General features: G+C 37.6%; 22 protein-coding genes. 14 read left to right on the top strand and 8 right to left on the bottom strand.

Going from position 1 to position 25,744, the window contains the following annotated elements; translation table 11 throughout:
* Positions 1-40: 40 nt before the first annotated feature.
* On the bottom strand, positions 41-244 hold the full coding sequence (locus ACQCT5_RS06840) for a hypothetical protein (RefSeq protein ID WP_499640311.1): 204 nt from the start codon (positions 242-244) through the stop codon (positions 41-43).
* Positions 245-502: 258 nt separating this feature from the next.
* Entirely contained in the window at positions 503-787 is a 285-nt protein-coding gene (locus tag ACQCT5_RS06835) for a helix-turn-helix domain-containing protein (RefSeq protein WP_499640309.1), read from the bottom strand.
* 510 nt (positions 788-1,297) lie between these two features.
* On the opposite strand from ACQCT5_RS06835, the gene ACQCT5_RS06830 reads away from it, so the two are divergent.
* The 7 genes from ACQCT5_RS06830 to ACQCT5_RS06800 all read left to right on the top strand — a co-directional run bounded on the left by ACQCT5_RS06830 (position 1,298) and on the right by ACQCT5_RS06800 (position 9,839).
* The gene (locus ACQCT5_RS06830) at positions 1,298-1,783 is read left to right on the top strand and encodes a hypothetical protein (protein WP_499640307.1); all 486 of its coding nucleotides are present in this window, start codon (positions 1,298-1,300) and stop codon (positions 1,781-1,783) included.
* A 752-nt stretch (positions 1,784-2,535) separates the two neighbouring features.
* Positions 2,536-3,315, top strand: coding sequence for a hypothetical protein (locus tag ACQCT5_RS06825; protein WP_499640305.1), 780 nt, complete (start codon positions 2,536-2,538; stop codon positions 3,313-3,315).
* Between the two features lie 952 nt (positions 3,316-4,267).
* Positions 4,268-5,272: a hypothetical protein gene (locus tag ACQCT5_RS06820; protein WP_499640303.1), complete on the top strand. Its 1,005-nt coding sequence runs from the start codon at positions 4,268-4,270 to the stop codon at positions 5,270-5,272.
* Between the two features lie 723 nt (positions 5,273-5,995).
* Entirely contained in the window at positions 5,996-6,691 is a 696-nt protein-coding gene (locus tag ACQCT5_RS06815; protein ID WP_499640301.1) for an EcsC family protein, read from the top strand.
* A 604-nt stretch (positions 6,692-7,295) separates the two neighbouring features.
* The gene (locus tag ACQCT5_RS06810; RefSeq protein WP_499640299.1) at positions 7,296-7,799 is read left to right on the top strand and encodes a hypothetical protein; all 504 of its coding nucleotides are present in this window, start codon (positions 7,296-7,298) and stop codon (positions 7,797-7,799) included.
* Between the two features lie 491 nt (positions 7,800-8,290).
* Positions 8,291-9,094, top strand: coding sequence for a hypothetical protein (locus ACQCT5_RS06805; RefSeq protein WP_499640297.1), 804 nt, complete (start codon positions 8,291-8,293; stop codon positions 9,092-9,094).
* Between the two features lie 106 nt (positions 9,095-9,200).
* Positions 9,201-9,839, top strand: a complete 639-nt coding sequence (locus ACQCT5_RS06800) for a hypothetical protein (protein ID WP_499640295.1) — start codon at positions 9,201-9,203, stop codon at positions 9,837-9,839.
* A 121-nt stretch (positions 9,840-9,960) separates the two neighbouring features.
* On the opposite strand, the gene ACQCT5_RS06795 is transcribed toward ACQCT5_RS06800, so the two are convergent.
* The gene (locus tag ACQCT5_RS06795) at positions 9,961-10,485 is read right to left on the bottom strand and encodes a hypothetical protein (protein ID WP_499640293.1); all 525 of its coding nucleotides are present in this window, start codon (positions 10,483-10,485) and stop codon (positions 9,961-9,963) included.
* A 355-nt stretch (positions 10,486-10,840) separates the two neighbouring features.
* On the opposite strand from ACQCT5_RS06795, the gene ACQCT5_RS06790 reads away from it, so the two are divergent.
* Both ACQCT5_RS06790 and ACQCT5_RS06785 read left to right on the top strand, forming a co-directional pair.
* The gene (locus tag ACQCT5_RS06790; RefSeq protein ID WP_499640291.1) at positions 10,841-12,307 is read left to right on the top strand and encodes a hypothetical protein; all 1,467 of its coding nucleotides are present in this window, start codon (positions 10,841-10,843) and stop codon (positions 12,305-12,307) included.
* A 322-nt stretch (positions 12,308-12,629) separates the two neighbouring features.
* The gene (locus ACQCT5_RS06785) at positions 12,630-12,803 is read left to right on the top strand and encodes a hypothetical protein (RefSeq protein WP_499640289.1); all 174 of its coding nucleotides are present in this window, start codon (positions 12,630-12,632) and stop codon (positions 12,801-12,803) included.
* A gap of 765 nt (positions 12,804-13,568) precedes the next feature.
* Here the strand turns inward: ACQCT5_RS06785 and ACQCT5_RS06780 are convergent.
* Positions 13,569-14,216, bottom strand: coding sequence for a C40 family peptidase (locus ACQCT5_RS06780; protein ID WP_499640287.1), 648 nt, complete (start codon positions 14,214-14,216; stop codon positions 13,569-13,571).
* A gap of 417 nt (positions 14,217-14,633) precedes the next feature.
* Between ACQCT5_RS06780 and ACQCT5_RS06775 the strand changes: the two genes are divergently transcribed.
* The 4 genes from ACQCT5_RS06775 (at position 14,634) to ACQCT5_RS06760 (ending at position 19,480) form a co-directional block, all read left to right on the top strand.
* A complete protein-coding gene (locus ACQCT5_RS06775; protein ID WP_499640285.1) occupies positions 14,634-15,848 on the top strand; it encodes an NAD(P)/FAD-dependent oxidoreductase in 1,215 nt (404 codons plus the stop codon).
* A gap of 620 nt (positions 15,849-16,468) precedes the next feature.
* Positions 16,469-17,686 (top strand): sugar ABC transporter substrate-binding protein, encoded by a 1,218-nt coding sequence (locus ACQCT5_RS06770; protein ID WP_499640283.1) that lies wholly within the window; start codon positions 16,469-16,471, stop codon positions 17,684-17,686.
* 76 nt (positions 17,687-17,762) lie between these two features.
* On the top strand, positions 17,763-18,650 hold the full coding sequence (locus ACQCT5_RS06765) for a carbohydrate ABC transporter permease (protein ID WP_499640281.1): 888 nt from the start codon (positions 17,763-17,765) through the stop codon (positions 18,648-18,650).
* An 8-nt stretch (positions 18,651-18,658) separates the two neighbouring features.
* Complete coding sequence (locus ACQCT5_RS06760) at positions 18,659-19,480, top strand: carbohydrate ABC transporter permease (protein ID WP_499640279.1); 822 nt, start codon at positions 18,659-18,661, stop codon at positions 19,478-19,480.
* Positions 19,481-19,727: 247 nt separating this feature from the next.
* Here the strand turns inward: ACQCT5_RS06760 and ACQCT5_RS06755 are convergent, their stop codons facing one another.
* The 4 genes from ACQCT5_RS06755 to ACQCT5_RS06740 form a co-directional block, all read right to left on the bottom strand.
* Entirely contained in the window at positions 19,728-19,931 is a 204-nt protein-coding gene (locus ACQCT5_RS06755; RefSeq protein WP_499640277.1) for a hypothetical protein, read from the bottom strand.
* A 176-nt stretch (positions 19,932-20,107) separates the two neighbouring features.
* Positions 20,108-20,845, bottom strand: coding sequence for a hypothetical protein (locus ACQCT5_RS06750; RefSeq protein ID WP_499640275.1), 738 nt, complete (start codon positions 20,843-20,845; stop codon positions 20,108-20,110).
* Positions 20,846-21,357: 512 nt separating this feature from the next.
* A complete protein-coding gene (locus ACQCT5_RS06745; protein ID WP_499640273.1) occupies positions 21,358-22,065 on the bottom strand; it encodes a MerR family transcriptional regulator in 708 nt (235 codons plus the stop codon).
* Between the two features lie 166 nt (positions 22,066-22,231).
* On the bottom strand, positions 22,232-23,155 hold the full coding sequence (locus ACQCT5_RS06740; RefSeq protein WP_499640271.1) for a S66 peptidase family protein: 924 nt from the start codon (positions 23,153-23,155) through the stop codon (positions 22,232-22,234).
* 405 nt (positions 23,156-23,560) lie between these two features.
* Here ACQCT5_RS06740 and ACQCT5_RS06735 point away from each other — a divergent pair, with 405 nt between their 5' ends.
* On the top strand, positions 23,561-25,591 hold the full coding sequence (locus ACQCT5_RS06735) for an anti-sigma factor family protein (RefSeq protein WP_499640269.1): 2,031 nt from the start codon (positions 23,561-23,563) through the stop codon (positions 25,589-25,591).
* Positions 25,592-25,744: the final 153 nt, after the last annotated feature.

Below are 25,744 nucleotides of genomic sequence, written 5' to 3'. Positions count from 1 at the left end.
ACGGTAGGTAACCGCTCAAAGCCTGCTTTTATTCTGTGCCCTAATGCAACTTCACTTCTTCCTTATAATAGTAAGGATGCTTATCACACATCTCCTTAAAGGTGCCGGATGCGAGGATCGGGGTGATGTATTTTTTTCGGCAGTTTATATGGAAGATGGAGTAGATGCTGTCTATGAATACTAGGTCTTCTTCGATGAATTGTACTCTGCAGACTGGACATAAAATGGTACTGTAGATGGACATGGAACGTAACACTCCTTTGGGAATTTTCTAGCTTTGCTGTATCTGGTAGCTGAGAATTCTAAAGGTGTTTTCAATGATGGGTGAGATTTGTTAATCTTCAGTTTTTTCGTTTTTTTGCATCTGGGAATATTAGCGCTCATATTGACTTCCTGATATATTCTGCTCACAGAAGAAGGAATGGACAACAGCTTTTTTCATCTGTTGTGTTACCTTCTGGGAGTTTCCTATTGTCTGGGAAGTGGGGTAGGAAGAGGAGAGTTACTCCTTTTCTAATATATATGTAAGATCCAGCCCTGACTCCTTCAATTCCTCCACTGCTTCTTCTATAAGCTCATCAATACTGATTCCTGCCAGAACACGTAATTTGAATAATGTCAGGAAGCTAGGACCTCTTTCACCTTGTTCCAGCTTAGTTATCGTCTTATGCCCTAGATTAGCAATCTCTTCAATTTTTTTCTGGCCAAGATCCAATTCAATTCTCCGTTTTCGTTTCAGTGCCCTACCAAAAGCTGCATTGATGGCATCCTTCTCTTCCTCATTCAAATTGGTCCAACCCCCTTATTTAACCAATTATCAATGTCGAAAAATAACTGAAACACCACCAACACGCCACCTTTTGGAAGGATATTGAAATGTTTCAATTTTTTAGTCTGGGAGTATCCTCTCTTAAATAAATTTCCATAATTTCGCAATATGGTATAATAGTCTCTGAAACTATTGGATTAGAAGAGATGTGTATTGCTTGAATTCCGCCTACCACTTCAATCTGTACTTCACTTTGTACAGAACAGGAGAGAGGTTTCTTGAGGGAAGTGTACAAGGTGACTTGACTTATTTAACTTTTTTATGGAAGCTTCAGCGGCAACCTGGGAAAGTTTTATACGAGAAATATCACATGGGTGGATGTATTTAACCGTCTATGTACAAAGGACGGTCATCTCTAATTGCCCAACCTTTATGCGATTCATTCCCCATAAAAATCGAAGTAGCTTTAAACCATTTATTGAAACTCGCAGCAACATCACATTATCTTGATCGAGAGGAAAGTAGGTTGTGAAAATGCATTTAAGCTTTTGTTCAAATTGCGGTACAAAAAGGCAGGAGTCTAAGAATAAGTTTTGCAATGAATGTGGGGAGGTATTTCCCACTTATGCAAAAGAGAATACCGAATATACAGCAAGGCATTTTCTTGCACCAAATATGAGTATATTGAAGGGTGAAAAAAGAAGGAAGTTCATCCTTTTCGGTGTTCCGATTTTATTAGTTTTGTTTTTCGTATTTATTAACCCTGCCCGGGAAGACTCTGCGCAGGAGGTGGCCGAGAAGTTTTTAGAATACTCCAGTGAGTCGGAACACGAAACCGCAGTTACTGAGCTGGGCTCTCAAAATGCTATAGTAAGTCCTCATGACAGTATGAATTTAACGACATATTTTACTTCAGACAGTGTAACTGAATTGTATGAGTATGAAATATTAACAGAAGAAGTCAAGGGAGATAAAGCGCAGGTATCCGCAAAACTTGTATTCAAGAATGGGTAAATACGGACCGCTTACTTTACATTGGTAAAAGAAGATAAAAAATGGAAAGTATATAGCGCAGACAGGTAGGGTATAGGGACGGTGCAGTTACTATGCTTGTTCTGGTCATAGTGACTCTCCAAATTTTCTTGGAATCTCTGCTAATACTCATACAAACATAAATCAATGGTCAATGTATCGAATACCAAAAGTAAAATTAGGGCAAGAATTAATTCGCATAATGGATTCGGATTGAAAAGGGTGAAAAGATGACAAACAAAGATAGAAGTGCTATCCCTAATGGGATTGCTGTATCATTTCTTTAGATCTAGTCACGGTGACTCCCCGAGGTTTGTCGAGTGGTCGAAGGAATAGGACAAACGAACCATTTCTACAATAAAGTGCTAAAGTATTTTTCTTTTTTCACCAGTACTGAGTATTCCGGAAGAAAAAAGTCAGCAGTGCGGAGTTTCGAGCCTCTCATGGCTCAACTATTCAAAGTATATGTGACCTGGCTTTAAGTGCAAGTCCCTACGACCCGCTCGAACTCCATTAATTGAAACTCATATAAAGTATTAGAAAACCGCAATGTTTATCGCAATTCAGATATTAATGTAATGATTATTTAGCGATATAGGACCAATTATTGTGATAAGAACTTAGGACTCAAAACCAAAATTAAACCTATCAAACCCCAAAGAATAGAAAAGCTTGAACTTTGAACTTAAATTACCTTAATAACAATGAATAAAAAGATAAAAGGGGATGTCTTTATGTTAGATGCAGTCTTAAGTTATTTAGAAGAAATGGGATTAACGCCAGGATATTTATTAATTATTATAATAATTTCAGCTTCTATTCTGTGGTTATATAAACAAGTTTCAAACAACATGATAGCCCATCAAAATCAAACATTACTAGATTATGAAAATATGTTGATTAACTATAATACTCTATATAAATCATGTATAAAATTTAGAGATGGGGATTTGACTAATGAAAAAATGAAGGAATGTTTAATGGATTCAATTCGCTATCTAGATAAAGAGCATTTTATCGAAATCGAAAAAAATGTTGATAAGAATTTATCTATGGATGAGAGTATAGTTGCACTTAGAGAGAAAATAATTTATCTGCGTGAAAATATAGAGTCGCATTTTCCACATTATGATAAAAATAAACTATCTGGGAGGCTCTTGACGAGGATTTTCTTATTTGAGAGAATATTTACCCCTGTAGTATTCACTTTTTTTTCTTTTATAGGTTTAGTGATACTAATTTTCATTGCTATGTTACCAGTATTGAAGGAATTCCATCTTTTCTTTTCATCAATAATTACGCTTTTTAGTATTGCATACTTTTATTCGTTATTCTTAGGGGTATATGAAAATAGATTCAATCATACCATTAGAGTATACATCATCTTAGGAATTTATATTCTGATTGTTAGTTTGATATTATGGATTCATAATATTCTACTCTTATTCATTGTTTTTATGTGCTCTTTTGTATATATTTTATTTAGTCTCCAATATCTTGTAAAAAGTAAATAAGTCTTGTAACAGTGACACCCTGAGGTTTTTCGAATAAAGAAAATGATGTTATTCATAGGATTCTCCGGATAACTATTTAGTAGAGTCCTTTTTGACCACTTTTATGATGTCATATCACAGTTGATTATTGCAGTTGAAATGAGCCACTTATGCAGAGTTTTGAGCCAGTCATTGCGGAGAAAAGAGCCACCCTTTGCGGAATGCATTGCCACTATAAATAGAATAGAGAAAGGCCTCCTGTATAATTATCTTGCATGCCAGCAAGCATGACATTATTATACAGGAGGCTTTTTTATGGTTAATTACCGTAAGATTTTGGAACTTCACTTTGAAGAAGTCAGTCAAAGAACGATTAGTTCAAGCACTGGAAGCACGGGGACGGTTCTCTGCTTCTGAATACAAATTATTCTGAATATAATATTATTTATCCGTAAATGTTCCAGGAAGCCTCCAGCTCGTGGAAACGATTCCGCATCCATAGCTAAGCAAGCAGCCTTTAGGCGTTATGTGACCTGCTAAAGGCTGCTTTTTATTTTGACCTAATGCAACTTCACTTTATTTTAATAATAGTAAGGGTACTTATCACATCTTCTTAAAGGGTGCAGTATAAGTGGGTGGGAATGGTCCTGTAGACGTCAAGTTTAATTTTACACTTTTTGCTCGTTTGCTTTTTACACTGTTTATGGCAGTATAGAAATGTAGTTAATGGCACTTTGATTACAGCCATTGAAATTTACCACAATTGACATAGTTCTTACCATTGAATGAGGAAGCTCCTTCGCTAATTGAAGTAACGAAGCAGTAATCCTGAAGTAAATTCTTTTCCTCAGTTTATCCAACTTGTGGTAATATTTAATGAGGTTAAGAATGGGGCTGGGCTGGGCTGTTCGCTGCAGCTTATCTCTACCTTGATGCACTTAAATTTTAGATTAGATTGAAACTAGGAGATCACATGAAAAAAACATTGAATCTTAAGATACTGGTATTTTGTATTTTATTTGGCATTATTCCTGCGGGGTTAAACGTCAAGGCAGCAACGGAACCCAATTTTGTTACTAACGATCAATTACAAAGTAGTTTGGAAAAACTCAAGATGGACATGGTCACAAAAGATGAACTGCAGGTAATGGTTCAACAGCAAGGGAACACCCTCACGAAAGAAGAAATCATCCAGCAACTAATAGATACTCAAAAATCTAGAATCGCAATGCTTGAAGGAAATATTAGTGCACTATTGTCATTGCTTGCGGTTATTGTTGCTGTACTTACATTATTCGGTGGTATATTCGTTTGGGTTTCCAGAAGGGCTTTTTCGTCTAAGGTGGAGGAGGTAGAGAAACGGCTCGATGAGATGAAGCAGCTCAAAAACGAAGCAATAACGAAAATGGAAACAGTAAGGGAACTTAGCAGCAATCTCAACGTGGCGATTCGTGAAGTACAAGATTTGCAAATCAGCTTAAACAAAAGCAAAAGTGCCTTCGACGAGGAAACCGAAAGAATAAATCTATTAGGGAAGTATGTGGAATTTTTAGAGCTCAAAGTATCGCGGTCTGAGATTTTCCGTACATTTGAGAACGATGTAAACCAGTCCACAAGATTGATTTCCGAACTTGAATACTGGCTTGAAGGTACACTTCCGAACTATGGACATGCGCTCGTAAAGGTTACAGAAGTTTTGGGCAAGAACGTCACAAAGGAAGGACCTGACGAAACGATCCAAGAAAAGCTCTGTTACTATACAAAATCATTAAAAGAAATTGAGAGTTCTTTTAGGAAACAGGCCGTAATACCTTTAGAATGGGTAGACTATGTGGATAAGGATACAGAAGATTTTACAGATCCGCTCAATGACACATTCAAAGAGTGGGAAAACTCATATAAGTATATAAAAAAGGTGCATGGGATTATCGGGGCTCAAATCTCAATGAACCCAAATAAGTTTAAACCAAAGACATAAATAAGGAACTAATGGAGTGCGTTAGTTAAACAATCTAAAATCTCAATGAAGCCAGAGTATGCATTTTTTTCACTCAAAAGCATATTTTGGCTTTTTATTAATTCTGTAGGGCTTTTTTATTCATTGGTAAATATAGTGACGATGTGGGAAGCACGGGAACGGTTCTCTGCTTCCTGATTCAAAATATTCTGAATTTTATTTCATCTATATTTGACGTTGCTTTTGCCCTAAGATTGAAGATAATGGGTGTCGGGGGGGTGACTACAGCCATACGATTGTTTGACCCTCTGCCAAAAAGCATCAGGGAAGTGTAAACGTTAGTTCTGGTCACAGTGACTCACCGAATTTTGTAGATTAAAAGGTTTGGTTTTGTATTTAGGGGTGAAGCATCATAATCGGGGACGGTTTTTACAGGGGTCAATCGGAAGGTTTGTGCGAGAAAAGCATAACTAGTGTTCCATCTAGTTATGCCTTTTCTGTATTTTTGTGTATTCACTGACGCGAATTTTTAATTGCCGAAGAAGAATGAAGTCGCTTTTCTAGTTATGGAATCATCCAGCTCCATAGACTTTTCAACATGATTTTAACGATCTACTTTTACAACGCACCTAGAATAGGTACTAATATACAATATTATCAATCTAATGGAAAAGGTTATCCTTTTAGCTAAACATTAAAGTATATTAATAATAAAGGTTAATTACTTAAAAGTGAGGAATTGAAATGAGAGAAAAAAAGAAATCATTAACCCACGATGCGATTATGAAAGCCCTAGACTGGTCTTACGATAAAGCAGTATATGGTGGTATACCTGGTATGGATAATGCTATTGAGTTAGCTGAAAGTTATTTAAGCAAGAACGGAACACTGGTAGAAAACGCCAACAGCCTAATCAGATGGCAAAACACCAAGAGTGCTACAAGTGGTTTTTTATCTGGACTAGGAGGACTAATCGTTATGCCTGTAGCAATACCGGCAAACATTACAAGTGTAATATTAGTACAAATACGAATGGTGGCAGCAATTGCACATATGGGTGGTCAAGATCTTAAGTCTGATGAAGTCAAAACTTTTGTTTATGCTTGTCTAGCCGGTAACGGAGCGAAAGATGTCCTAAAGAATTCCGGTATACAAATAGGGAAGAAGTTAGCAATTAGTGGCATAAAAAAGATTCCAGGAGAAGTTATTAAAAAAATCAATCAAGCCGTGGGTTTTCGCCTTTTAACTAAGTTTGGAGAAAAAGGAATCATCAATTTAGGAAAAATGGTACCCATTGCAGGGGGAGTAATTGGTGGTACTGTGGATGCAGTATCTACTAATACAATAGGAAATGTTGCAAGGAAGTTATTTATTGATGAATCTAAAAGAAGCAAGCCTATTGTTGATGATGATGCCATCATTATTGATATGAATGGGTAATACCGGGGACCCTGTTGCTAAAAGGTAAAATAGCAGTCTTTGAGTGGCGTATATCTCAGTCAAAGACTGCTGCTTTTATTAGGTCACAGTGACTCTGTGAATTTTGTCAATTGAAAGGGTTGGTTTTGATTTTTGGGGGTTTGCAGTATTTTGGAAGCTTTTTCTTCTTTTCTTCGTGTTGAGCTTCTTTTTTCATTCTTTTTCTTACTTCGGTATAATATTTTATCCTCATTGGTCAAACGATATTAACAAGAAATATCGACGCAAAGTAAAACAAACTCGATAACGCTCGAGCATAAAAAGATACTTACCAATGTAAATGTGTAACAAGGTTGGAGCAACCGTGTCCAGATTTAGGTTGTTAGATTAGCAAGAACAATCTTATATATTTAGCTGGAGAGGAAAAGATTATTGATCAAGCTATCTGGGGGGCACTAATGTTAAGAATGTGGAATGTACACACGGAATGGCGATGGAAGCTCCTTCAACCTATTTAAAAAGATATATCGTACTACAAAACAATCCATGTGTGACCAGGCAGGAATCACTCTATTGCTGGGAGATGGGGGTCAGAAAATAAAATACATAAATGCAGGAGGTTAAAATGAAACAATTAAAGAACGAAAATGTTACTTCGATGACACATCAGGTAGAGAAAGAGTTTGATCGGTGGAAAGAGATTTTCCAAGGAATTGAAGATTGCAGAGTAATAGAAAATGGATTCAAAGATAACAGACTACTGATTGCAAGCATAAATAATGTTCCTTGGGATAGCAGTTTAAAGCCCCAATACAATGAGAGTCCTAAAAAAATAGGGTACTTATTTAAACAGAACAGTGGCATTAAGCTAGCGATTGATTTTCCGATTGAAACAATTACGAAAGAATTAATTCAAAGAACTATTTTTCAAACAGATGAAATTCCCTATTCTCCACTAATAGAAAGGGCACCAGGTAGAAGTAGCTACTGGCGCTATAAGTCTTCTGATAACTTTAATACATTAATACTTGTTATTCGTAATCCACATTTAAGTACTATCAAAATATCAAATGAAGAAATTATTAACTTACTTCAAGAAATCATTAGTCTTGCAAATGGAGAAGAATAAGAATTTGAACCCCACGGAGTGCTCCCATTGCGTCCACAAAATGAAGAGATTTGCAAAGGTGAAGTTTGACACCCTCGCAAACAATCCAGCTATGTTACTACTTGCTTTTTAGATGGGACGCCCCTTAATAAAGGCTCTACGAAAAGTACCAATACAGTAATACAATCTTACTGCAAAATAGTTAAAAATTTCCTTATTCTGTCGATATAAATGTATAAGATATATTCTTGGCTATCATTGAGGGGACGAATCTATATTAAGCAACTCCCTAAACAACAAAATACAAACACTAAAAAAAGGGGAATTTATTTTGTACCAAAAGGCAGAAATGTACCTGTAACTTCATCCACACATATGCACAAGGAGGATTTAAATACAGAGGAAACGGCTATCATATTATAGGCTATGAGGATTGATTTTCCTCATGAGTTAAGATCGTATTGAGAACCACTACGCTGATTCTATAAAATGAATACTGAAGGAGTACATATATGCTAACTTATGATAAAAACAATCCAACAACTATACACTCAGCAGTTTGCTTCGTGGATATTTTAGGTTTTTCACACTTAGTTAAAGAGTCTTTCCAGGTAGGAACCGGAAATGACCTTCTTAAACGTCTACATAAAACGCTCACTGATGGAATCAACTCACTGAGACCTCGCGAAGCATATGTAGGTATCCTTAAAACATTTACTGACAACATCGTAATTGGTCATCCCATATATGAAGATGGAGAGAGTCAACTTGGTGGGATATTTCTAGATTTTGCAGCATATCAGTTGTCTTTAACACTCGATGGGTTCTTTGTAAGGGGAGCTGTCAGCGTTGGGGAATATTATGCCGATGACGAATTTGCCTATGGTCCTGCGCTCTTGGAAGCACATCACCTTGAGAGTATTCAAGCCATTACTCCCAGAATCATATTAAGTGACGAAACCAGGAAAATGGTTCATATGCATATAGATTATTATGCTCAACCAGAATGGGCACCTCAAGCTAGAGATTTACTGAAAGACAATGTTGACGGAAACTATTTTATCAACTATCTAGAGACGGTGATGGGCGATAGAGAACCGCATGATTATCAATTCGCATTTACCATTTTACAAAAACACAAAGCAATTATCGAAGAAAATTTAACTCGTTTTCAAGGTGATCAAAGAGTTTATGACAAGTATGTATGGGCTGCACAGTATCACAACTTTTTTAGTGATCTTAACTTTAGTAACTCATATAGTAATCAACTACAAATCTTAAATGTACCTAAAGGAAATTTTGCTTTAATCGTATAAATATATAAATGACAGTTATTAATTTAATCTGTACTTTTGGAAAGACATTCTGAAAGTTATAGATTTGATTTATAAATATTAATACTAGATTTCGGATGTGATTTAAATGATAGATAACGAGACAAGATCAGACAAGAAAATAGAACGAAATATGACTTCAATAATGTTATTGGTTTATCTAGTTTGTTTTATATCAGCAGTGAGTTTTAATATTAATGAGAAAACTACTGCTTCTATTTGGGTTGGTGCAGTATTTATTGCAAGCTTCTTAGTATTGTTTTACGTGACCAACAATTACTTTCAAGCGCGATTAGAAGATAGTGAAGCCAATAAAGAAGCAGACTTAAGACTTAATCTTTATGATTATTCGGTTTATTTCATCAAGGAACTAAACAGTATTTTAACTTCTTTTCTAGTTACTTTAATTTTCATGTCATATGATTTTAGTAATAACCCATATGTTTATATAGGTACTTCTCTAAGTATAGCGCTACTACTACTCATTGGATCTTATCTATTAGAAAAGTTCGCATATAAAGGTATTTATAGATTTAGACAGATTATTGATTCAAAGTATAATGTTGCAAATATAGTAAACATTATGACCGGTATTTGTACTTTATTTGTATTTATTGCTGATCTGCGTCAACTAAATGGTGTTCTTATTTTTTGTATACTAGCGATTGTATATACATATTATATTTTCTATAATTTTATTTACATTAAATATCCTTTAAGAAATTAATAGGTGCGTTTTTTAATGCTTCCAAAGATAAACAGCAGGCTCCACGCGGTATATGTTCCGCGCAAAGCCTGCTGTTTTATTTATTTCCCCTTTAACCTAATGCCCCTCTTCTAATTCTTGACTAGGGCTTAAGTAGTTCAGCACCTACACGTTCACCATTTTGATAGAACTCATACTTTACTTCTACACCATAGATTTCAGCAAATGGATGGAAATTATTAATAAAGTTATAAGCAAGAACACGCCCAGGTTCAAACATTCCATTATCATCTTGTTTCCACCCATAATTTCCTTCCATGAATACTTGCACAATTGCTTCTCCATTTGAATCAATGACTTTATACTCGGTTATGTTAATTTTTGCGTTATCGCCGATTTCTTCATCCCAATAATCATCAAATTGAAACAAAGTAATTTCCACTTCGCTAAATAAGGCATCTAGTGTTTCTTGAGGTATTTCTTCATTTTCAGAACTAGGGCTTAGACTCTGGAAAGCTTCTTCTAATGCTGCTATCTTTTGTTCATGTTCCATAACTAAGTGAGCTAACTTTTGTTTACCTTCCGCAAATGCATCCGAGCTCATAATGCCCAATCCTAGTAACAATGCACCAATTGTTGTAGAAATAATCTTTGTTTTCTTTTTCATGTCAATTCCTCCATTTGGAAAGCGTTTTTTCTCTTATTCTATCACACTATTATATATTGGAAAGATAACAAAAATAAGGATTTTTTTATGGCGGAAGTATAAGAAAGTTCTGGTTACAATACTCCCCGATTTTGTCGTTTAAGAGGGTTGGTTTTCTTTTGATTTCAGTGATCCAAAGCTAAAAGAGCAAGATACGATTAGAAAACGGGATAACACCCATAGAAAGAATCTTTTTTTCATTGGCATTATCAGTGAAATCCGCGATAGTAAAGAATTTAGTTATGTATGGTTGAACTAATATACAGTAAAATAAAAGGGACAATTCACCTCAAAAACCTGAAAGGAAATAGTAAGTATGGGATTTTTCAAAAAGATTTTTGGTTATCAAGAAAACATACTCGATAAACAACAAAATACATCAATTGAATCATATATTGAGAATTATGTAAAAAACAGGTTTAACACACAAACAAAATATATTTTAACCACAACAACGAATGATTTATATACCGTTGTAACAACAGATGGAAGAAGGCTTGAAGTAATAACTGATGGTAATACAATCTCATTAAAAAAGGAAACAAAGCAAAGTCGTAATCAAGATGTAAGCATTAAAAGTCCCCAAATTAGAGATGAATCAACCAAAAGCCATATTCTAAATGCCTCAATTGAATCGTACATAGAGAATTATGTAAAAAATATGCTTAACACACAAACAAAATATGTATTAACTACAACAACGAATGATTTATATGTCGCTGTAACAACAGATGGAAGAAGGCTTGAGGTAATTACGGATGGTAAGACGATCTCATTAAAAAAGGAAACAAAGCGAAGTCAAAATAAAGATATAAGCAATAAAAGTCCCACAATCAGAAATGAAGTAACCAAAAGCCATATTCTAAATGCATCAATAGAAACATACATACAGAATTATGTAAAAAACAGGCTTAACACACAAACAAAGTATGTATTAACCACAACAACGAATGATTTATATATCGCTGTAACAACAGATGGAAGAAGGCTAGAGATAATAACTGATGGTAAGACAATCTCATTAAAAAAGGAAACAAAAAGAAGTCAAAATCAAGATTTAAGCAATAAAAGTCCCGCATTCAGAAATGAAGTAACCAAAAGCCATATTCTAAATGCCTCTATTGAATCATTTATAGAGAATTATGTAAAAAACAGGCTTAACACAGAAACAAAATATGTATTAACCACAACAACAAATGATTTATATATCGCTATAACAACAGATGGAAGAAGGCTTGAGATAATAACAGATGGTAAGAAAATCTCGTTAAAAAAAGAAAGAGATCAAAGCCACAGTAAAGCTTTAATCCAGGAAAATAAAAGTTTAAAATTAAAATCGAAAGTAAAAGATGCTTCAGTAAGACCAACAGTTGCAAAGCAAACTACTAGATCATCTGGTGCAAAAAATACTAAAAAGGATTCATTCATATTTCTAAGTGATAAGTGGAATCATTTATACTATTTAGCAAAAAATGCCGAAGAAAATATTTTCAATGATACTAATCTGTCATTAATTAGGTTTAGAATGTTTGGAGAACAATTAACTAAAATAATATGTGATAAAGAAAATATTAATTTACAAGGCATTACGTCCCAGGAAGCAAGACTTCGTCTTTTAGGACAAAAAGGAATTATCACTGAGGATTATTTAGTAAACCTCCATGAAATAAGAATTATTGGAAATAAGGCTGTACATGAATTACACAGTGCTGTTGAGGATGCAAAACGAATTTTAGAGATTTCAATAGAACTTGCAATATGGTTTGACCAAAAATTAGCTTGATGTCCTCTAACAACTACACGTTGACAGCAAGTGATAAATACCGCGGCTGCTGTTGGTACCAAACATGGAAGAGATGATACATTCTAGTAGTTGTAATCTTTTAGATGAAACTAGTAATAAGTTGCCTATTACCTTAATGGTGGTGGGTTTTTTTATTGAGGGACGAAGGGGTAGCTCATTCGACAAATTTTTGCTTTAAAGTAACAGTCTCTAATACTCTTTCCTTTGTCCACTTGCTTTCATTTTAAATGAAGGGATTTCTCAGTTAAAAGCTAATATACATATAATGAGAATAAGTACCTATAAGATTTGAGGTGTAAGCTTGAGTAAATTGAAAATTGGGATAGTGGGACTCGGGCATGTTGCAGAGCATCAGTTAAAAGCTTTAGAGGACTTCGCTGCTTTTACTATATCAGGAGTCTGTGATAAGGACATAAACAAAAGAGATACAATCGGGTTAAACGTTCCTTTTTTTATAGATTATAAAGAGTTCTAAGAAGAAACACTGAGTGCCTGCTCTAGGTCAGCATATTCCAATTATAAAGAGAATGGAATGATAAGAAGCTTATGTGCGATAGAAAAATTGGGATAATTCTTATTTCAGTTAGATCGTTTATCATAGAGTTCTGCTAAGGCTACTCTCTGATAAGACTACTTCGTCTCTTATCTTTAAAGAATCAAAAAACTGTCCCACCGCCTCAATTGTTCTGGAAAAAAAGGGAAATAAACAGTGCGAATCCAAAGAAATTCAATATAATTTATCTATAGATACAGTATTGAGATGAGGTGTTTAAATGCTAAAACAGAGAGTTCAATATATTGCTCTAATGTTAATAGCAATACTTGAAATTGTATGAATAAGGTTAACGTACGAAAGTAGATTTCAAACTGAATTTTTTACTTCACCTCTAATAATCGTTGTATTTGTAGGCTTTTTATTACTAATCCAAAACGACCCTTCTTATAAACTCCGGAAAAAAATTACGAGTATATTGCTGACGGTTATTGTAATTTTGCTTCCTGTTCTCTACGTTTCTCTTTAGGGGGACAGGTCCGTTGTCCCAAAAAGAGAACCCGCACGTATACTCTTTCATTATATCGGGATGAGACGATCTATTAACATACTTAAAGACTTATTTTCCAATATGGACATGATTGGTCTGACTGCAGGTGGCATTGTGAAGATATGCATCCTAAAAAAAGAAGAAGAAGGGGGCTGGCCCCCTTCTTCTTCTAGAAATAAAGATAATAAGAAAACCCATCAGTAACTTTTCGCCCCAATATACTTATCCTTCCAATAAGTGCTCCCAATTTCACTTACTTTTACGCCATCTGTTGACGATGCGTGGATGAACTCGTTATTACCGATATAAAGACCGGCATGGCTTGGTCCGTTTCCTTCCACATCAAAGAATACGATGTCCCCGACAGAGGGTGACTCTACTTTTGTCCCTTCACTATGAATCTCTTTTACCGTACGAGGAAGGTCTTTGTTTTCTGCTTCATCAAAAATATAGTTCAAGTATCCGCTGCAGTCGAAGCCTTCTTCCGGTGTCTCTCCACCCCACTGATAAGGGGTACCCTCATATTTCTTCGCCACTTCAACGATATTTGAACCATTATATTCGACACCCAATGCTTCGAGTGTTTCCTCTCCAGCGATTCCATTTACCGCGATTCCTTCAGCCTTCTGAAACTTCTTCACGGCATCTGTTGTATATTCTCCATAATATGTAGTTGTTTCACTATAGCCGAAATAACCCTTTTCATCTAATAGTTGCTGTAATTCCTGTACATCTGAATGCCTCATCCCAGGTTTGAGCGTCTGATCCCCTAAAGCTGCATGACCTGTCACCGGATTGAACGCCACAACACCCGCTAATGCTAATCCTGCTACTAATCTTTTCAAACAATCATCCCCTATTCCTCATAATCTGACCTGTCCCATACTAACAGGTGGAGATGACAGCGAGATAATAGAGGGGTTACAGGGGGATAACAATTTTTTGGTCAAATTGCAGGATGTAATCACATGATTGTAATATTTTCTACTTTATATGGCGGGACGAGGGACCTGACGCAGGAATGATTTTGGGGACAGGTCCATTGTCCCTTTTGTATCGCCCGTTGCCAACTCTGTGAAAAAGTATCGACAACACGCACGAATAAAACTTCAAAGAAATGGAAAGAGTTTAGCAAACTTGAAGACTATCATGCACGCATTAGGTAACTGTCCCGTTGCTTCATTGCCTTCGATAAATATTTCTTTTCATGCGTTTCTCCCACAAGCTTCAGGGGAATATATGGAAGACGAGGAGGAGTACTTATGAATTTACACAATGGTCAGCTATATTGGCCTGAAACCTATACAGATATCAATCAATTTCCAGAACTAGAAAAAGACATCTCGTGCGATGTATTGATCATCGGCGGAGGGATGGCTGGCGCTTTGTGTGCGCATGTATTGAGCAAAGAGACAGATTTAGATGTTGCATTGATCGATAGAAGGCAACCCGGTTCCGGCAGTTCCTCTGCGAATACAGGACTACTGCAGTTCTCCAGTGACAAGATGCTTCACGAACTGATGGAACAAAAAGGGGAGCAGGATGCGGTTTACTTTTTCAAGCTTTGTCAGTCTGCGATGATAGATTTAAGCAAGGTCGCGTCAGAACTCTCGGAAGATCCGGAATTCCGGCCGCAAAAAAGCCTGTATTTTGCGAGCTCAAAGGAAGACGTCTCAAAGCTTGAGCGTGAATATGAGGAATTAAAGAAGTATGATTTTCCTGTTGAATATTTAAACCCATCAGATATCTCTTCAAGGTTTCCTTTCTCCAAACCCGCTGCTCTCGTAACAAGCGGGGATGCAGATGTGAATCCATATAAATGTGTTCAGATATTGTTAAAAGACGCTGCAGCAGCAGGAGTTAGAATCTTCGAGAACACGCCGCTTCTCCACAAAACCAAAACCGTTCATGGGTTTACATGCGAATCTGAAAAAGGCACCGTTTCAGCGCGTTACATCATTTTTGCGACCGGCTATGAAAATGACTTTCTGGCTGCTCGGATGGGAGCAGATCTGAACCGTTCGTATGCCATCGTAACCGAACCGGTACCTTCCTTAAGAACGTGGTACAAAGAGTTGATGATCTGGGAAACGAAACGCCCTTATCTTTACATGAGAACGACAAGGGACGGAAGAATCCTTGCCGGGGGCTTGGATGAAGATAAAGCAGAAGCACCGTTAAATGAGGGGATAATTGAGAAACGAGGGGAGCGCATCCTTGAAAAAGTCAAAGAGCACTTCCCTGACCTCTCCCCTAAACTGTCGCATGCCTGGTGCGCAACATTCGGTGAATCACACGATGGTTTGCCGTATATCGGGGAACATCCAAACCGTCTTGGTGAATATTATTGTTTAGGCTTTGGTGGAAATGGAACAGTCTATAGCATGCTAGGAGCAAACATTATCAAAGACTTGATAACAAAAGGAGCGCATCCTGCTTCGCGATTATTTACTATTGAACGTGCGGAAAGTTTTTAAAGTGGCATTTAATCATTAAAACTCCTCCCCTTTATCTCAAGGATGGAAGGTCCACAATCTGAAGAAGATTATAGATTAAAGGTAGCTAACATAGCTAAGGCACAACCAGCGATTAATCTCTGGTTGTGCCTATTTTTATGCAAATAGTCCGGGTCGAAAAGGAGCCTGACCCCCAGTGTAGTAAAGCGTTAACGCATTGGGGGTCAGGCCCCTTTTGAAACAAAATATTCAAAAACAGCCTAATGAAAAAAGAAAGCGTTGTCAAAAAGTATAGACAACGCTTTTAAATTATCATATAATTCTAAGAAATTAGATTAATTTAAATAATTAATCTATTAATCGTGGATAATTTATTGTAATAGGGGGGATTCTTTAAGGCTCTTTTCGTTGCTCTCAGCTAGTAAAAAGGAGCAATTGGACTTTTTACCGACTATTAGCACAAAAATAGCATGTGGTACATGCAGGAAAAGAGCATGACTGCAACAATTATTAGGGACGGATTAACTATACGAAAAAGCAATAAAGGATTAAAGAAATTCATTTTTATTTATTTTATTTTTGAAACGTTTCAATAGCTTTGCGTGTATTAATTCAAATAAAAGCAAAGAGGTGTGAGTTCATTGAAAAAGTTCAGATTTTTATTTGTAATGATGCTTGGTTTTATAATTATTCTTTCTGGATGTTCATCTAAAGAAACAAGTGGAAACTCAAAAACATTAAAGGTATGGCAGATGGGAGCTGCAAGTTGGGAGCCGTTAATTGAGGAGTTTGAAAAGGAGACAGGGATTGATGTAGAGATTCAGGCTATCCCTTGGGATCAGGCTCATGACAAAATATTGACGGCTGTTGCTTCAGGAAAAGGCCCGGATGTATTGCAAATGGGCTCCACCCAGATGGTTCAGTTTGCAGGAGCAGGTGCCTTTCTTGATCTAACTGATAAAATGGGGGAATATCCAAATCTGAGCTCTGATAATTTTTATGAAGGGGCATTAAAAACATCAGTAATAGATGGTAAAACGTATGGTATACCTTGGCATGTTGATACACGGTTACTGTATTACCGTTCTGACCTTTTAGGTGAAGTCGGATATCCGGAAGGACCTGAAACATGGGAGGATTTGCTTGACGCTTCTAGACAACTTGCAGCTCGAGGTGATGATCAGTATTCCGTAGATTTAGGAACCGATATTAACCATATCTGGTCTTTTGCTTGGCAACAAGGTTGGGAGTATGACATTGAAAAAGGAGCAGAAAATTTCGCAGACCCAGCATTCAAAAAAATGGTTGAATATTATAAAACGTTCTATGAGGAAGAACTATCTCAATTAGAAGAAGGTAAGGATGGTGTTCAGGCATTTGCTGACGGATCAAAGCCTATGTTCTTTAGTGGTCCATGGATGATGGGAATTGTAAAAGAACAAGCACCTGATATTGATGGAAAATGGGATGTTCGTGTTATGCCTGATGGGGGGACAAATAAATCAATGATTGGTGGATCACATTTAACAATTTTCCATAGCACTAAAAAAGAGGAACAAGCATTGGATTTTGTTAATTGGATGGCTAGTCCAGAAACGCAATTGAAATGGCATGAACTTGGTAGTGAACTTCCTGCCAATATTAAGGCTTGGGAAGATTCCGCTTTAACGGATAATACCATGGTAGCGACTTTTGGTGAACAACTAAAAATTACTGAAACGCCACCAAATATTAAAGAGAATAATAGAATTGGACAAGAAGTATTGAAAATGCTTGAACAGGTTGCTCATGGTAATCAGGATATTGATTCGGCAATAGAAGGTCTACAAGCAGAAGTTTCAAAAATTCTATCTGAATAATATTAGACAAAAGGGTGCATGCAACATTGGTGTTTGCACCCTAGGTTTTTTTTAGTATCTAGAAAGGGGGATAAAAATGAATAGCTTCAAAATGAAAATAACACCTTACTTATTTATTGCACCTGCTTTCATACTATTGATGGTTTTTGCATTTTTACCGATTCTCCTTGCCTTAATTATTAGTTTTACAAATATGGATTTGCTTGGACTGGCAAACTGGTCACAAATTAGTTTTATCGGAATGAAAAACTATCTTGAACTTTTACAAGATGACACCTTTTTTCAGGCCATTGGTAATACTTTTTTTTATGTCATTATTGGGGTACCGTTGGCGGTTTCCAGTTCGTTCATTATCGCATATCTTTTAAACCTAGTAAGCAATTGGATATCTTCAACCTTCCGGGTTATTTTTTACATGCCATCCGTTACAAATATTGTAGCAATAGCAGTAGTTTGGGGGTTTTTATACAACAATAAATATGGTTTGTTCAATTATATCCTTTCGCTATTAGATTTAGCTGCAGTTCCATGGTTGGATGATCCATTGATTGCAAAACTCTCTCTTATATTGTTAGCCGTATGGAAGAGTAATGGAGTTAGTATGTTGATTTTCTTAGCTGCATTACAGTCTATCCCCAAAATGTATTACGAGGCAGCAGATATTGATGGAGCTAACAGATGGCAAAAATTAATAAAAATAACCCTTCCTTCCATGAGTTTTGCTACTTTCTTTGTTACAGTGACTACTTTAATAGGTTGGTTCCAGTTCTTTGAAGAACCATTCGTCCTAACAGAAGGCGGACCGTTAAATGGGACAAATTCCATCGCGTTATTTATATATCAAGAAGGCTTCCAATATAATGAATTTGGTTATGGTGCTGCCGGGTCATTTATACTTTTTGCAATCATTATTACATTTACACTTATTCAATTTAAAATAAGTAAGTCAGAACAAAGTATGTGAGGTGCGCTATGCAATTAAAAAATAGAATAGAAAAAGGAATTGTCATTGCTCTACTTTTTGTTGGTGGTGCACTCGTTTCGTTGCCGTTTATTTGGATGATTCTTAGTTCCTTTAAAACTGATAGAGAAGTATTAAGCATTCCACCAACTTTGTTTCCGAAAGAACCAATTTTTCAACACTATATCGATTTATTTCAAAATCTGGATTTTGACATTTATTTGGTTAACACGTTGATTATTGTAATCTGGTCCATGTTTGGTCTACTTCTTAATACGATGGCTGGTTATGCGTTTGGTAAATTTGAATTCCGTGGTAAGGGGATATTGTTTATTATTGTGCTAATAACCTTGATGATACCAGCACAAGTAACAATGATACCAACCTATGTAATTCTCAATGAGTTAGGATTAACAAATACGATGACAGGTATTGTGGTACCGGGGCTGATTTCTGCGTTTAATATTTTCCTTATTAGACAGTTCATGGTTACGATTCCAAATGATTTATTGGAAGCTGCAAGACTTGATGGTGCCGGAGAGTTATTTATTTTCCTGAAATTAATACTTCCGTTGTCTAAGCCAATCATAGCAGTGCAAGTTATTTTAACCTTTATTGGTTCATGGAATAGCTTTCTATGGCCATTAATTGTGGCAAACGATCAATCTCTATACACATTATCTGTTGGCCTTGCCCTTTTACAAGACCAGAATGTTACCAATTATGGCTTACAGATGGCCGGTTCAGCAATAATGGTTATCCCGATTTTGATTATCTTTATTATTTTTCAAAAACAAATCATTGAAGGGTTTAATGTATCCGGTATTAAATGAGACGGAAGCGCGGGACGGTTCTCTGCTTCCAAAAATTAAAACAGCAGGTTTGGAGCGGGATGCACACCACTCCAAACCTGCTGTTAAATTTTGTGCTGGCGACAGAGAGATTTCTCATTTTATAAAGAGCGAAGCAAAAACGCTTTAGGGTGAGCTTTGGGTATTAACTACAAAGGACAAAGAAGTACGTTATCACAATTTGGCGGAAATTACCTTCCTGTTATTGTTATTGCAGCTGCCTACACAATCAGCTAATTAAATCATAATAAGAGAAAATTTCTTTTTCCTGAAGTTTTTCCATTAGAGAATGGGGCTGATTAAATGACAAGTTGTTCAGTTCATAGTACTGCTTGTATGTTAGTTCCTTGATGTTGTCTTCGTTATAGCTAGACATGTTCAGCTCCCACTCCTCCTTCATCGGCATGCCAGCTTCATCAATCGTGAGAATCAAATGAAAGGCTTCAAAAGCAATTGTACTAGTGGAGGAGTTATCCAGGTCTATTCCTTCGTAATTCAGTCCAAAACCCAGGAAGTGTAGGGACGGTTCTTTGCTTCTGAACCAAGTTCTTCAAACAGAAAAGCGACCTCTTACTCGTGGTCGCTTTTACTATGTATTATAATTCATTGTTATTTAAGTTTTGAATTTTCCATATATTGTTTACTTCGCCCTAATAACCACCACATTAAACTAGTAATGCCTAAAAGAATTCCAAGTAATACAGTTATGATGGGATAAAAAATAGGGAAGATAATTGATGGGTATCCTTTTAATATATCTGAATAGAATCCCATCTGCATTAACTCCGTCCCGGAGGAACTGATCACTTCTACAGCAAGTAGATTATCAGATCGGGTCTTATAAGAAATATGTTCCTCTTCCGTATTACCATTCTCATCAATCCAAATTATTTTCCATCGGCGGTCATCCATAAGGGTATCATCGTCTGTTAAGCGTTGCACAATCGCAATTTTTTCATTGACTGTTAACACATCAACCCAAGAAAAATACCTGCTCCCCCTGTTGCGGTTGGAAAGCCAGATTTCATCCGCAGTGGATACAGGCTGCCCATCCACTAAAAATTGAATCTTCACGATGTCCCCTGCTTCTACTCCTTCTTCCTCATCCCATGGGGTCAGACTGGCCTTTTTATCCGTTGCTTCTTCTCTAATTTCAATCCGCGTTCCATTTATATCAATATTATTTGTGTCTATGGTCGTTGGAAAACCTTGTTCAAAATAACTATGTGTAATATCATACTGGCTAGTTATCTGTTGCTCTGTTATTATTTCTCTCCCCATTTGATAAATAGGAATTGCAGATAGAACGATGAGCAGAATACTAATCAGTGCTAAGATCCTTCTCATAACACTCTAAAACCTCCTAGTTAACTCTCTTCTTACTATCATAATAACCCTTTTATTACCTTTTGTGGTATCATTTTTAAAACGTGGGGAAGGTTCTCTGCTTCCACAACTATATATTGATAGAGCAGGCTTATGTATCGCCCGCTTGCCAACTATGTTTTAAAATGTGGGCAACACGAGCGTAAAAGAAAAAAGATAAAAGACTTCAGGAAGCAGAGAACCGTCCCCTGCTTCCTCGAATTATGTAGATATTTCTCAGGAAATTGTTGAAATTTGAAAGTGAAATAAGAGTTTTCCACCTCACAGGAGATAATCTTCAAGCTATATATCGTAGTATTTGGTAACGATATATGATTCCTGTGCAATACATTAAAAAGTAAGAGTAAGTGCTAATATTAGGATTCATATGTATAAAACTTAATAATAGATTTGAAATGAAAGGTTTAATTATGATCTATATCGCCTGGCGATACACGACTTTAACCATTCTTAACACTACTCTTACTTAACATTTATTTCTTGAAAAGAGAAAACAGCCAGTTCCAATTCCCTTTTCTTTTTTGCAGCTCTTCTTCTAATCGCTTATTAAAATCATTCTGTGATATCCACTCGTTTTGCTGCTCATCCCGCATTTTTTGTATCTCTTCCTGCAAGCGTTCAGTTCTTTGTTTTTCTTGTTCTAGCAAGGTTTCATAGTGAGCTTTTTGCTGCTCCGATAATTTTTCGATCTTGGAATTGGTTCGTTGTGAGGCGTTTCCGATGCTTGAGCTTATCACATGATGGTCCTGCTGAAGCTGGGCAACAGTTGTGATGATCTGTGCCATATCGTTTTTAAGCTGGACATTCATTTCGCGTGTCGCTGCAAGTTCATTGACCAAGTATCTGAAGGCCTCTTTTAACTGATGCGGGTCTTGTGGTAAGGCTTCATCCGTATTGGGTAGCGCTATACTGGTTTCAATCATTTCTTCTAATCTATCTTTCTGTTGAAGGACAATATCCCTTGCAGTGCTATCAAGCGGCTTGTCCGTATCGCGTAACGCTACGAGCGCAGTTATATCGGATTCAACAAAGATTCGCCTGTCTCCATCCTTTAGAAACTCATAGCCATTCCGCTCCAGTATTTGTCCGTATTTCCTCACTGTGGGCGTCGCAATTCCCACCTCTTCTGCCACTTCCTTGGTGGAGTAAGCCCGTTCATTTGGATGTATATCGTTTCGCATATCGCACCTCCTATCTATCAATATGAAGGTTTAATAGGATATTTGCAAGGGGTATATCGCCTAGATTTACTTTTTGGTAGTTTCAATGCTCTACTGTAAGGGGGCCTGACCCCCAGTGTATTAAAGCGTTAACGCGCCGGGGGTCAGGCCCCTTTTAATGCCCCCCTCAATAAGAAACTGTCGCCTCAAGCACGGTCAAAGTATTATTAATCGTATTCAAGTTAACGGAGGCACCAATCGGGATCGCAGCTTTAAATCTGCCATGTCCTGTAGCGAGGTTGACCATAAGCGGTTTTCCTAAAGGTACTAGAATTTGATTAATCAAATCTGCATACGTGGTGTTATAGGATACGGGACATTCCGTACATTGCCCCATGATAATCCCAAGACAGTCATTGAATTTACCCGCCATGGAAAGTTGGGCAAGGTACCGGTAGATCATATTGGTGGGGGAATGGGTTTCTTCCAGGAATAGAATTTTCCCTTTTGTATCAATTTCATATGGAGTACCAAGCGTACTGACGAGTGATGTCATATTCCCACCTATGAGGGGACCCGTTACATTGCCGGGAACGACACTCATCTTTGGCATTTCCGGCGGATTCCGTATGATCCGCGGCGAGGTGAAGGTGGAAGTCGCTTCAAAAAACTGGTTGAAGTTATAGGCAGGTGTTTCGTTACGAAAATCCAAAAGCATCAGGCTGTGGAACGTGACGATATCACTGAACTGAAACAAACAGTTCAGCAGTATGGTTATGTCGCTATAGCCAGATATGATCTTAGGATTCGCCTTTATAACATCAAAATCAAGATAGGGAAGAATGGTTTGGACACCAGTCCCGCCCCGTGCCGGGAGAATCATCTTGACACTCTTATTTCGGAACATGCTCATAACATCCTCGGCCCTTTTTTCAGCAGGAGCCGAAACAATTCCATCATAAGCATACAGATTCGTGCCAAAAGCAATATTAAACCCCATATCCCTCAAATATTGCATTCTCGTATTAATAATCGTGGCATCAAGAGGGCTGCCCGGCGTCACCAATCCAATCGTGTCACCCCTTTGCAGCGCAGGCGGTTTTATGGCCATGTTTTTCTCTCCCTCGGTAGATTGTAAGTGTCTTTCGAAACGGATTCCCATTATTAATATGTATATGAGTGGAAATTAGTTTGAGAAGTGAATGGAGGTAAAGGAAGCGGGGGGACGGTTCTCTGCTTCCTTTGCGATACGCGATATGTCAGGTTAAGCGATACGCTCGTCTGGCACCGTTAAGCCACTTTTGGCAAGGGTTTTTCCGTATCGGGTAGCGATATGTCGTTTTTTTACTTCTAATCATATCCCTTTGTATCGCGTGCCGCTACAACCTCAACAAAAGCATTTTTCAACAAATTTCAATTCCCCTCCCTTGTATAAATGGTATAATTATCCTAAAACGTTAATTAGGGAAGGTGAAATGCCATCAGAAGGAATAAGCACACAAAGATAAAACCTAGTATGATATTCGATTTTAATAGAGAGTATCAGGACACGATCCTACAGCTTGCTGCCGTTTTCGAATATCGGGAAGAAGAGCAGTTGGAACTGGCTGCTTCTGCATGTGAACAGCTCTATGTGAACCTCTCGAATGAAACAGAAGAATCTGCATTGCCGATAGAAGATCTGATGAAGCTAATGTTTACCTCCTGCATCCTGCAAGTAAAAAGGATTCGTACAGCCGGAACACGTCATCACGATATTTTGCTGGAATTTGAGGAGTATTTCCACAGCCTCCCTCACGCGGATCAGCAAATACTTCTCCTGCATCATGTTTGGAACTACCCCATCTCATCACTCACCAAGATCCTGCGTCATGACCAACATACAGTAACTGACATCCTGTTATCAGCAAAAAAGAAATTGAATACGCTTTTCCTGGATATGACAGAGGTACCGAAAGAGTGTTTATCGATGGACACTCTCATCGATTATGAGGAAAATCAAAAAGACGAAGCGAGCGTGGAGGACCACCTTGAATTTTGTCCGACCTGCAGGAAAAGGATAGAGACTTGGAAAAATGCAAATACCTTTCTACATAGTTTTTTTAATCCGGCCCTGCCTTTTGATGATTTCGATGAGTTGGAAGCCCGCGTACAGGCACGATTCAAACCGTATGAAAAAAAGAAAAAGAAGAAGGCTCTTTTGAAGCAGATCCTCGCATTGACCGCGTTGATAGCCGCTTTTCTTACATTCATGAACTACCTGCCAGAGCTTACCCACATGAAAACCCTGGCAAGCAACTATGTGAAGCATGGTTCCTTCTATAACGTATGGGACGGGGGCACCTATGTGGCAGAGGATGCCGGAATTACGATAGAGATGACCGGGATGGACCTTACTGCCCTCTCTACTGCACTGCACTTTACCATCCAATCAAGCGAGAAAGAGCTGGTTCCAGAATATACGGAAACTGGAGAACAGCTAATTGCAAAACCGGAGCTTATTTTTGTGAAAATAGGCGAAGAAGTCCATCCCCTGCCGCACTCCATCATATCTCTCAATGATGAGAAGACAGAGGGGACCATTTATTTCAATGTGGACCGGTTGGATGTAGAGGAAATCCCGGATAAGTTCATCCTTCAATTCCGGACAAGCAGGATCGGCGGCGTATTTGGTTCATGGAACCTCGATATTCCTGTTGCCTATGCGAAAGGAAGCAAGGGACAAAAGAAGTATGCACACGATGAACCATTCGTCTTTGAAGATATCCTGGAGTTGGATGTAAGTAACTTTTCCTCAACTGAAACTAGCAGCCTTCTTGAAGTGAAAGTGGACTTTACGGGTGAGGAAAAGAATCGGATTGAAAAACACATGGAGGCATTGCGACAAGCATCAGGTCATCCAATCGAATACCCCCATCTCTATGCCGCATACCGAGTAGTGAATGGAGACGGGGAGGAAATACTGCAAACTGGTGTCCTCACTCCTTTTGCGTTTAATGAAGAGATAGAAATGGACACAAGCGCCATGCATGCACGAAATGCCTACCTTCCTTACATTGTGGAAGAAGACAGCAAAGAATTAATCCGCCCATTGCGTGATGGGGAGAAGCTTTTTGTGGAGCTGAGTGAGGTAAGTTATTCAGAGCCTGTTTCGCTTGAAATCCCAATCAAGATGGAGGAAGTGGAGAAAGCACCGGTAGGCATGGAATTTAGCGGTACGAGTCTCGACTACCTGACCGTGAAAATCCTGGAAGCGGATGGGGATAATCCGGAACGGTACAGCATCACCCTTACAGGAACACAATTGAACGACGCCTTTATCAAACGATTTCATTGGTCCATGAGAGATCAAGGACCTCAATACCTCGAATACTATGCTAACTGGCATAACTATTACGAGGGAGAGAATTGGATGGAAGACAAGAATACACTGATGAAATTGGAGATTCCGACAAATCAGGAAATCCCCGAAACCATTTGGGTTGACGCTTATTACGTCTCCAATAATTTAGTAGTGGATGGGTTGGAGAGGATTCCTTTGAATTAGGGGAGAGGGAAGCGAGGGGACGGTTCTTTAATGCAAAAAGGGGTTCTGTTTTAAAGTTTTCTACTTTAAAACAGAACCCCTTAATAATAGTTAGGTGCTTTTTTTAATCAAATTATTTAGTGATTTAAAGTGCAAATGGGACATTGTACCTGT

Source organism: Sutcliffiella halmapala (assembly GCF_050107295.1).
Taxonomy (GTDB): domain Bacteria; phylum Bacillota; class Bacilli; order Bacillales; family Bacillaceae_I; genus Sutcliffiella_A; species Sutcliffiella_A halmapala_A.
This window is presented reverse-complemented; position numbering and strand designations above follow the sequence as displayed.

Coding starts and splice junctions, on each gene's coding strand:
- ACQCT5_RS06795 (WP_499640293.1), bottom strand. CDS start 10,485: ATGAAAAAGAAAACAAAGATTATTTCTACAACAATTGGTGCATTGTTA.
- ACQCT5_RS06800 (WP_499640295.1), top strand. CDS start 9,201: ATGATAGATAACGAGACAAGATCAGACAAGAAAATAGAACGAAATATG.
- ACQCT5_RS06760 (WP_499640279.1), top strand. CDS start 18,659: ATGCAATTAAAAAATAGAATAGAAAAAGGAATTGTCATTGCTCTACTT.
- ACQCT5_RS06735 (WP_499640269.1), top strand. CDS start 23,561: ATGATATTCGATTTTAATAGAGAGTATCAGGACACGATCCTACAGCTT.
- ACQCT5_RS06775 (WP_499640285.1), top strand. CDS start 14,634: ATGAATTTACACAATGGTCAGCTATATTGGCCTGAAACCTATACAGAT.
- ACQCT5_RS06805 (WP_499640297.1), top strand. CDS start 8,291: ATGCTAACTTATGATAAAAACAATCCAACAACTATACACTCAGCAGTT.
- ACQCT5_RS06820 (WP_499640303.1), top strand. CDS start 4,268: ATGAAAAAAACATTGAATCTTAAGATACTGGTATTTTGTATTTTATTT.
- ACQCT5_RS06810 (WP_499640299.1), top strand. CDS start 7,296: ATGAAACAATTAAAGAACGAAAATGTTACTTCGATGACACATCAGGTA.
- ACQCT5_RS06750 (WP_499640275.1), bottom strand. CDS start 20,845: ATGAGAAGGATCTTAGCACTGATTAGTATTCTGCTCATCGTTCTATCT.
- ACQCT5_RS06745 (WP_499640273.1), bottom strand. CDS start 22,065: ATGCGAAACGATATACATCCAAATGAACGGGCTTACTCCACCAAGGAA.
- ACQCT5_RS06815 (WP_499640301.1), top strand. CDS start 5,996: ATGAGAGAAAAAAAGAAATCATTAACCCACGATGCGATTATGAAAGCC.
- ACQCT5_RS06765 (WP_499640281.1), top strand. CDS start 17,763: ATGAATAGCTTCAAAATGAAAATAACACCTTACTTATTTATTGCACCT.
- ACQCT5_RS06790 (WP_499640291.1), top strand. CDS start 10,841: ATGGGATTTTTCAAAAAGATTTTTGGTTATCAAGAAAACATACTCGAT.
- ACQCT5_RS06740 (WP_499640271.1), bottom strand. CDS start 23,155: ATGGCCATAAAACCGCCTGCGCTGCAAAGGGGTGACACGATTGGATTG.
- ACQCT5_RS06840 (WP_499640311.1), bottom strand. CDS start 244: ATGTCCATCTACAGTACCATTTTATGTCCAGTCTGCAGAGTACAATTC.
- ACQCT5_RS06825 (WP_499640305.1), top strand. CDS start 2,536: ATGTTAGATGCAGTCTTAAGTTATTTAGAAGAAATGGGATTAACGCCA.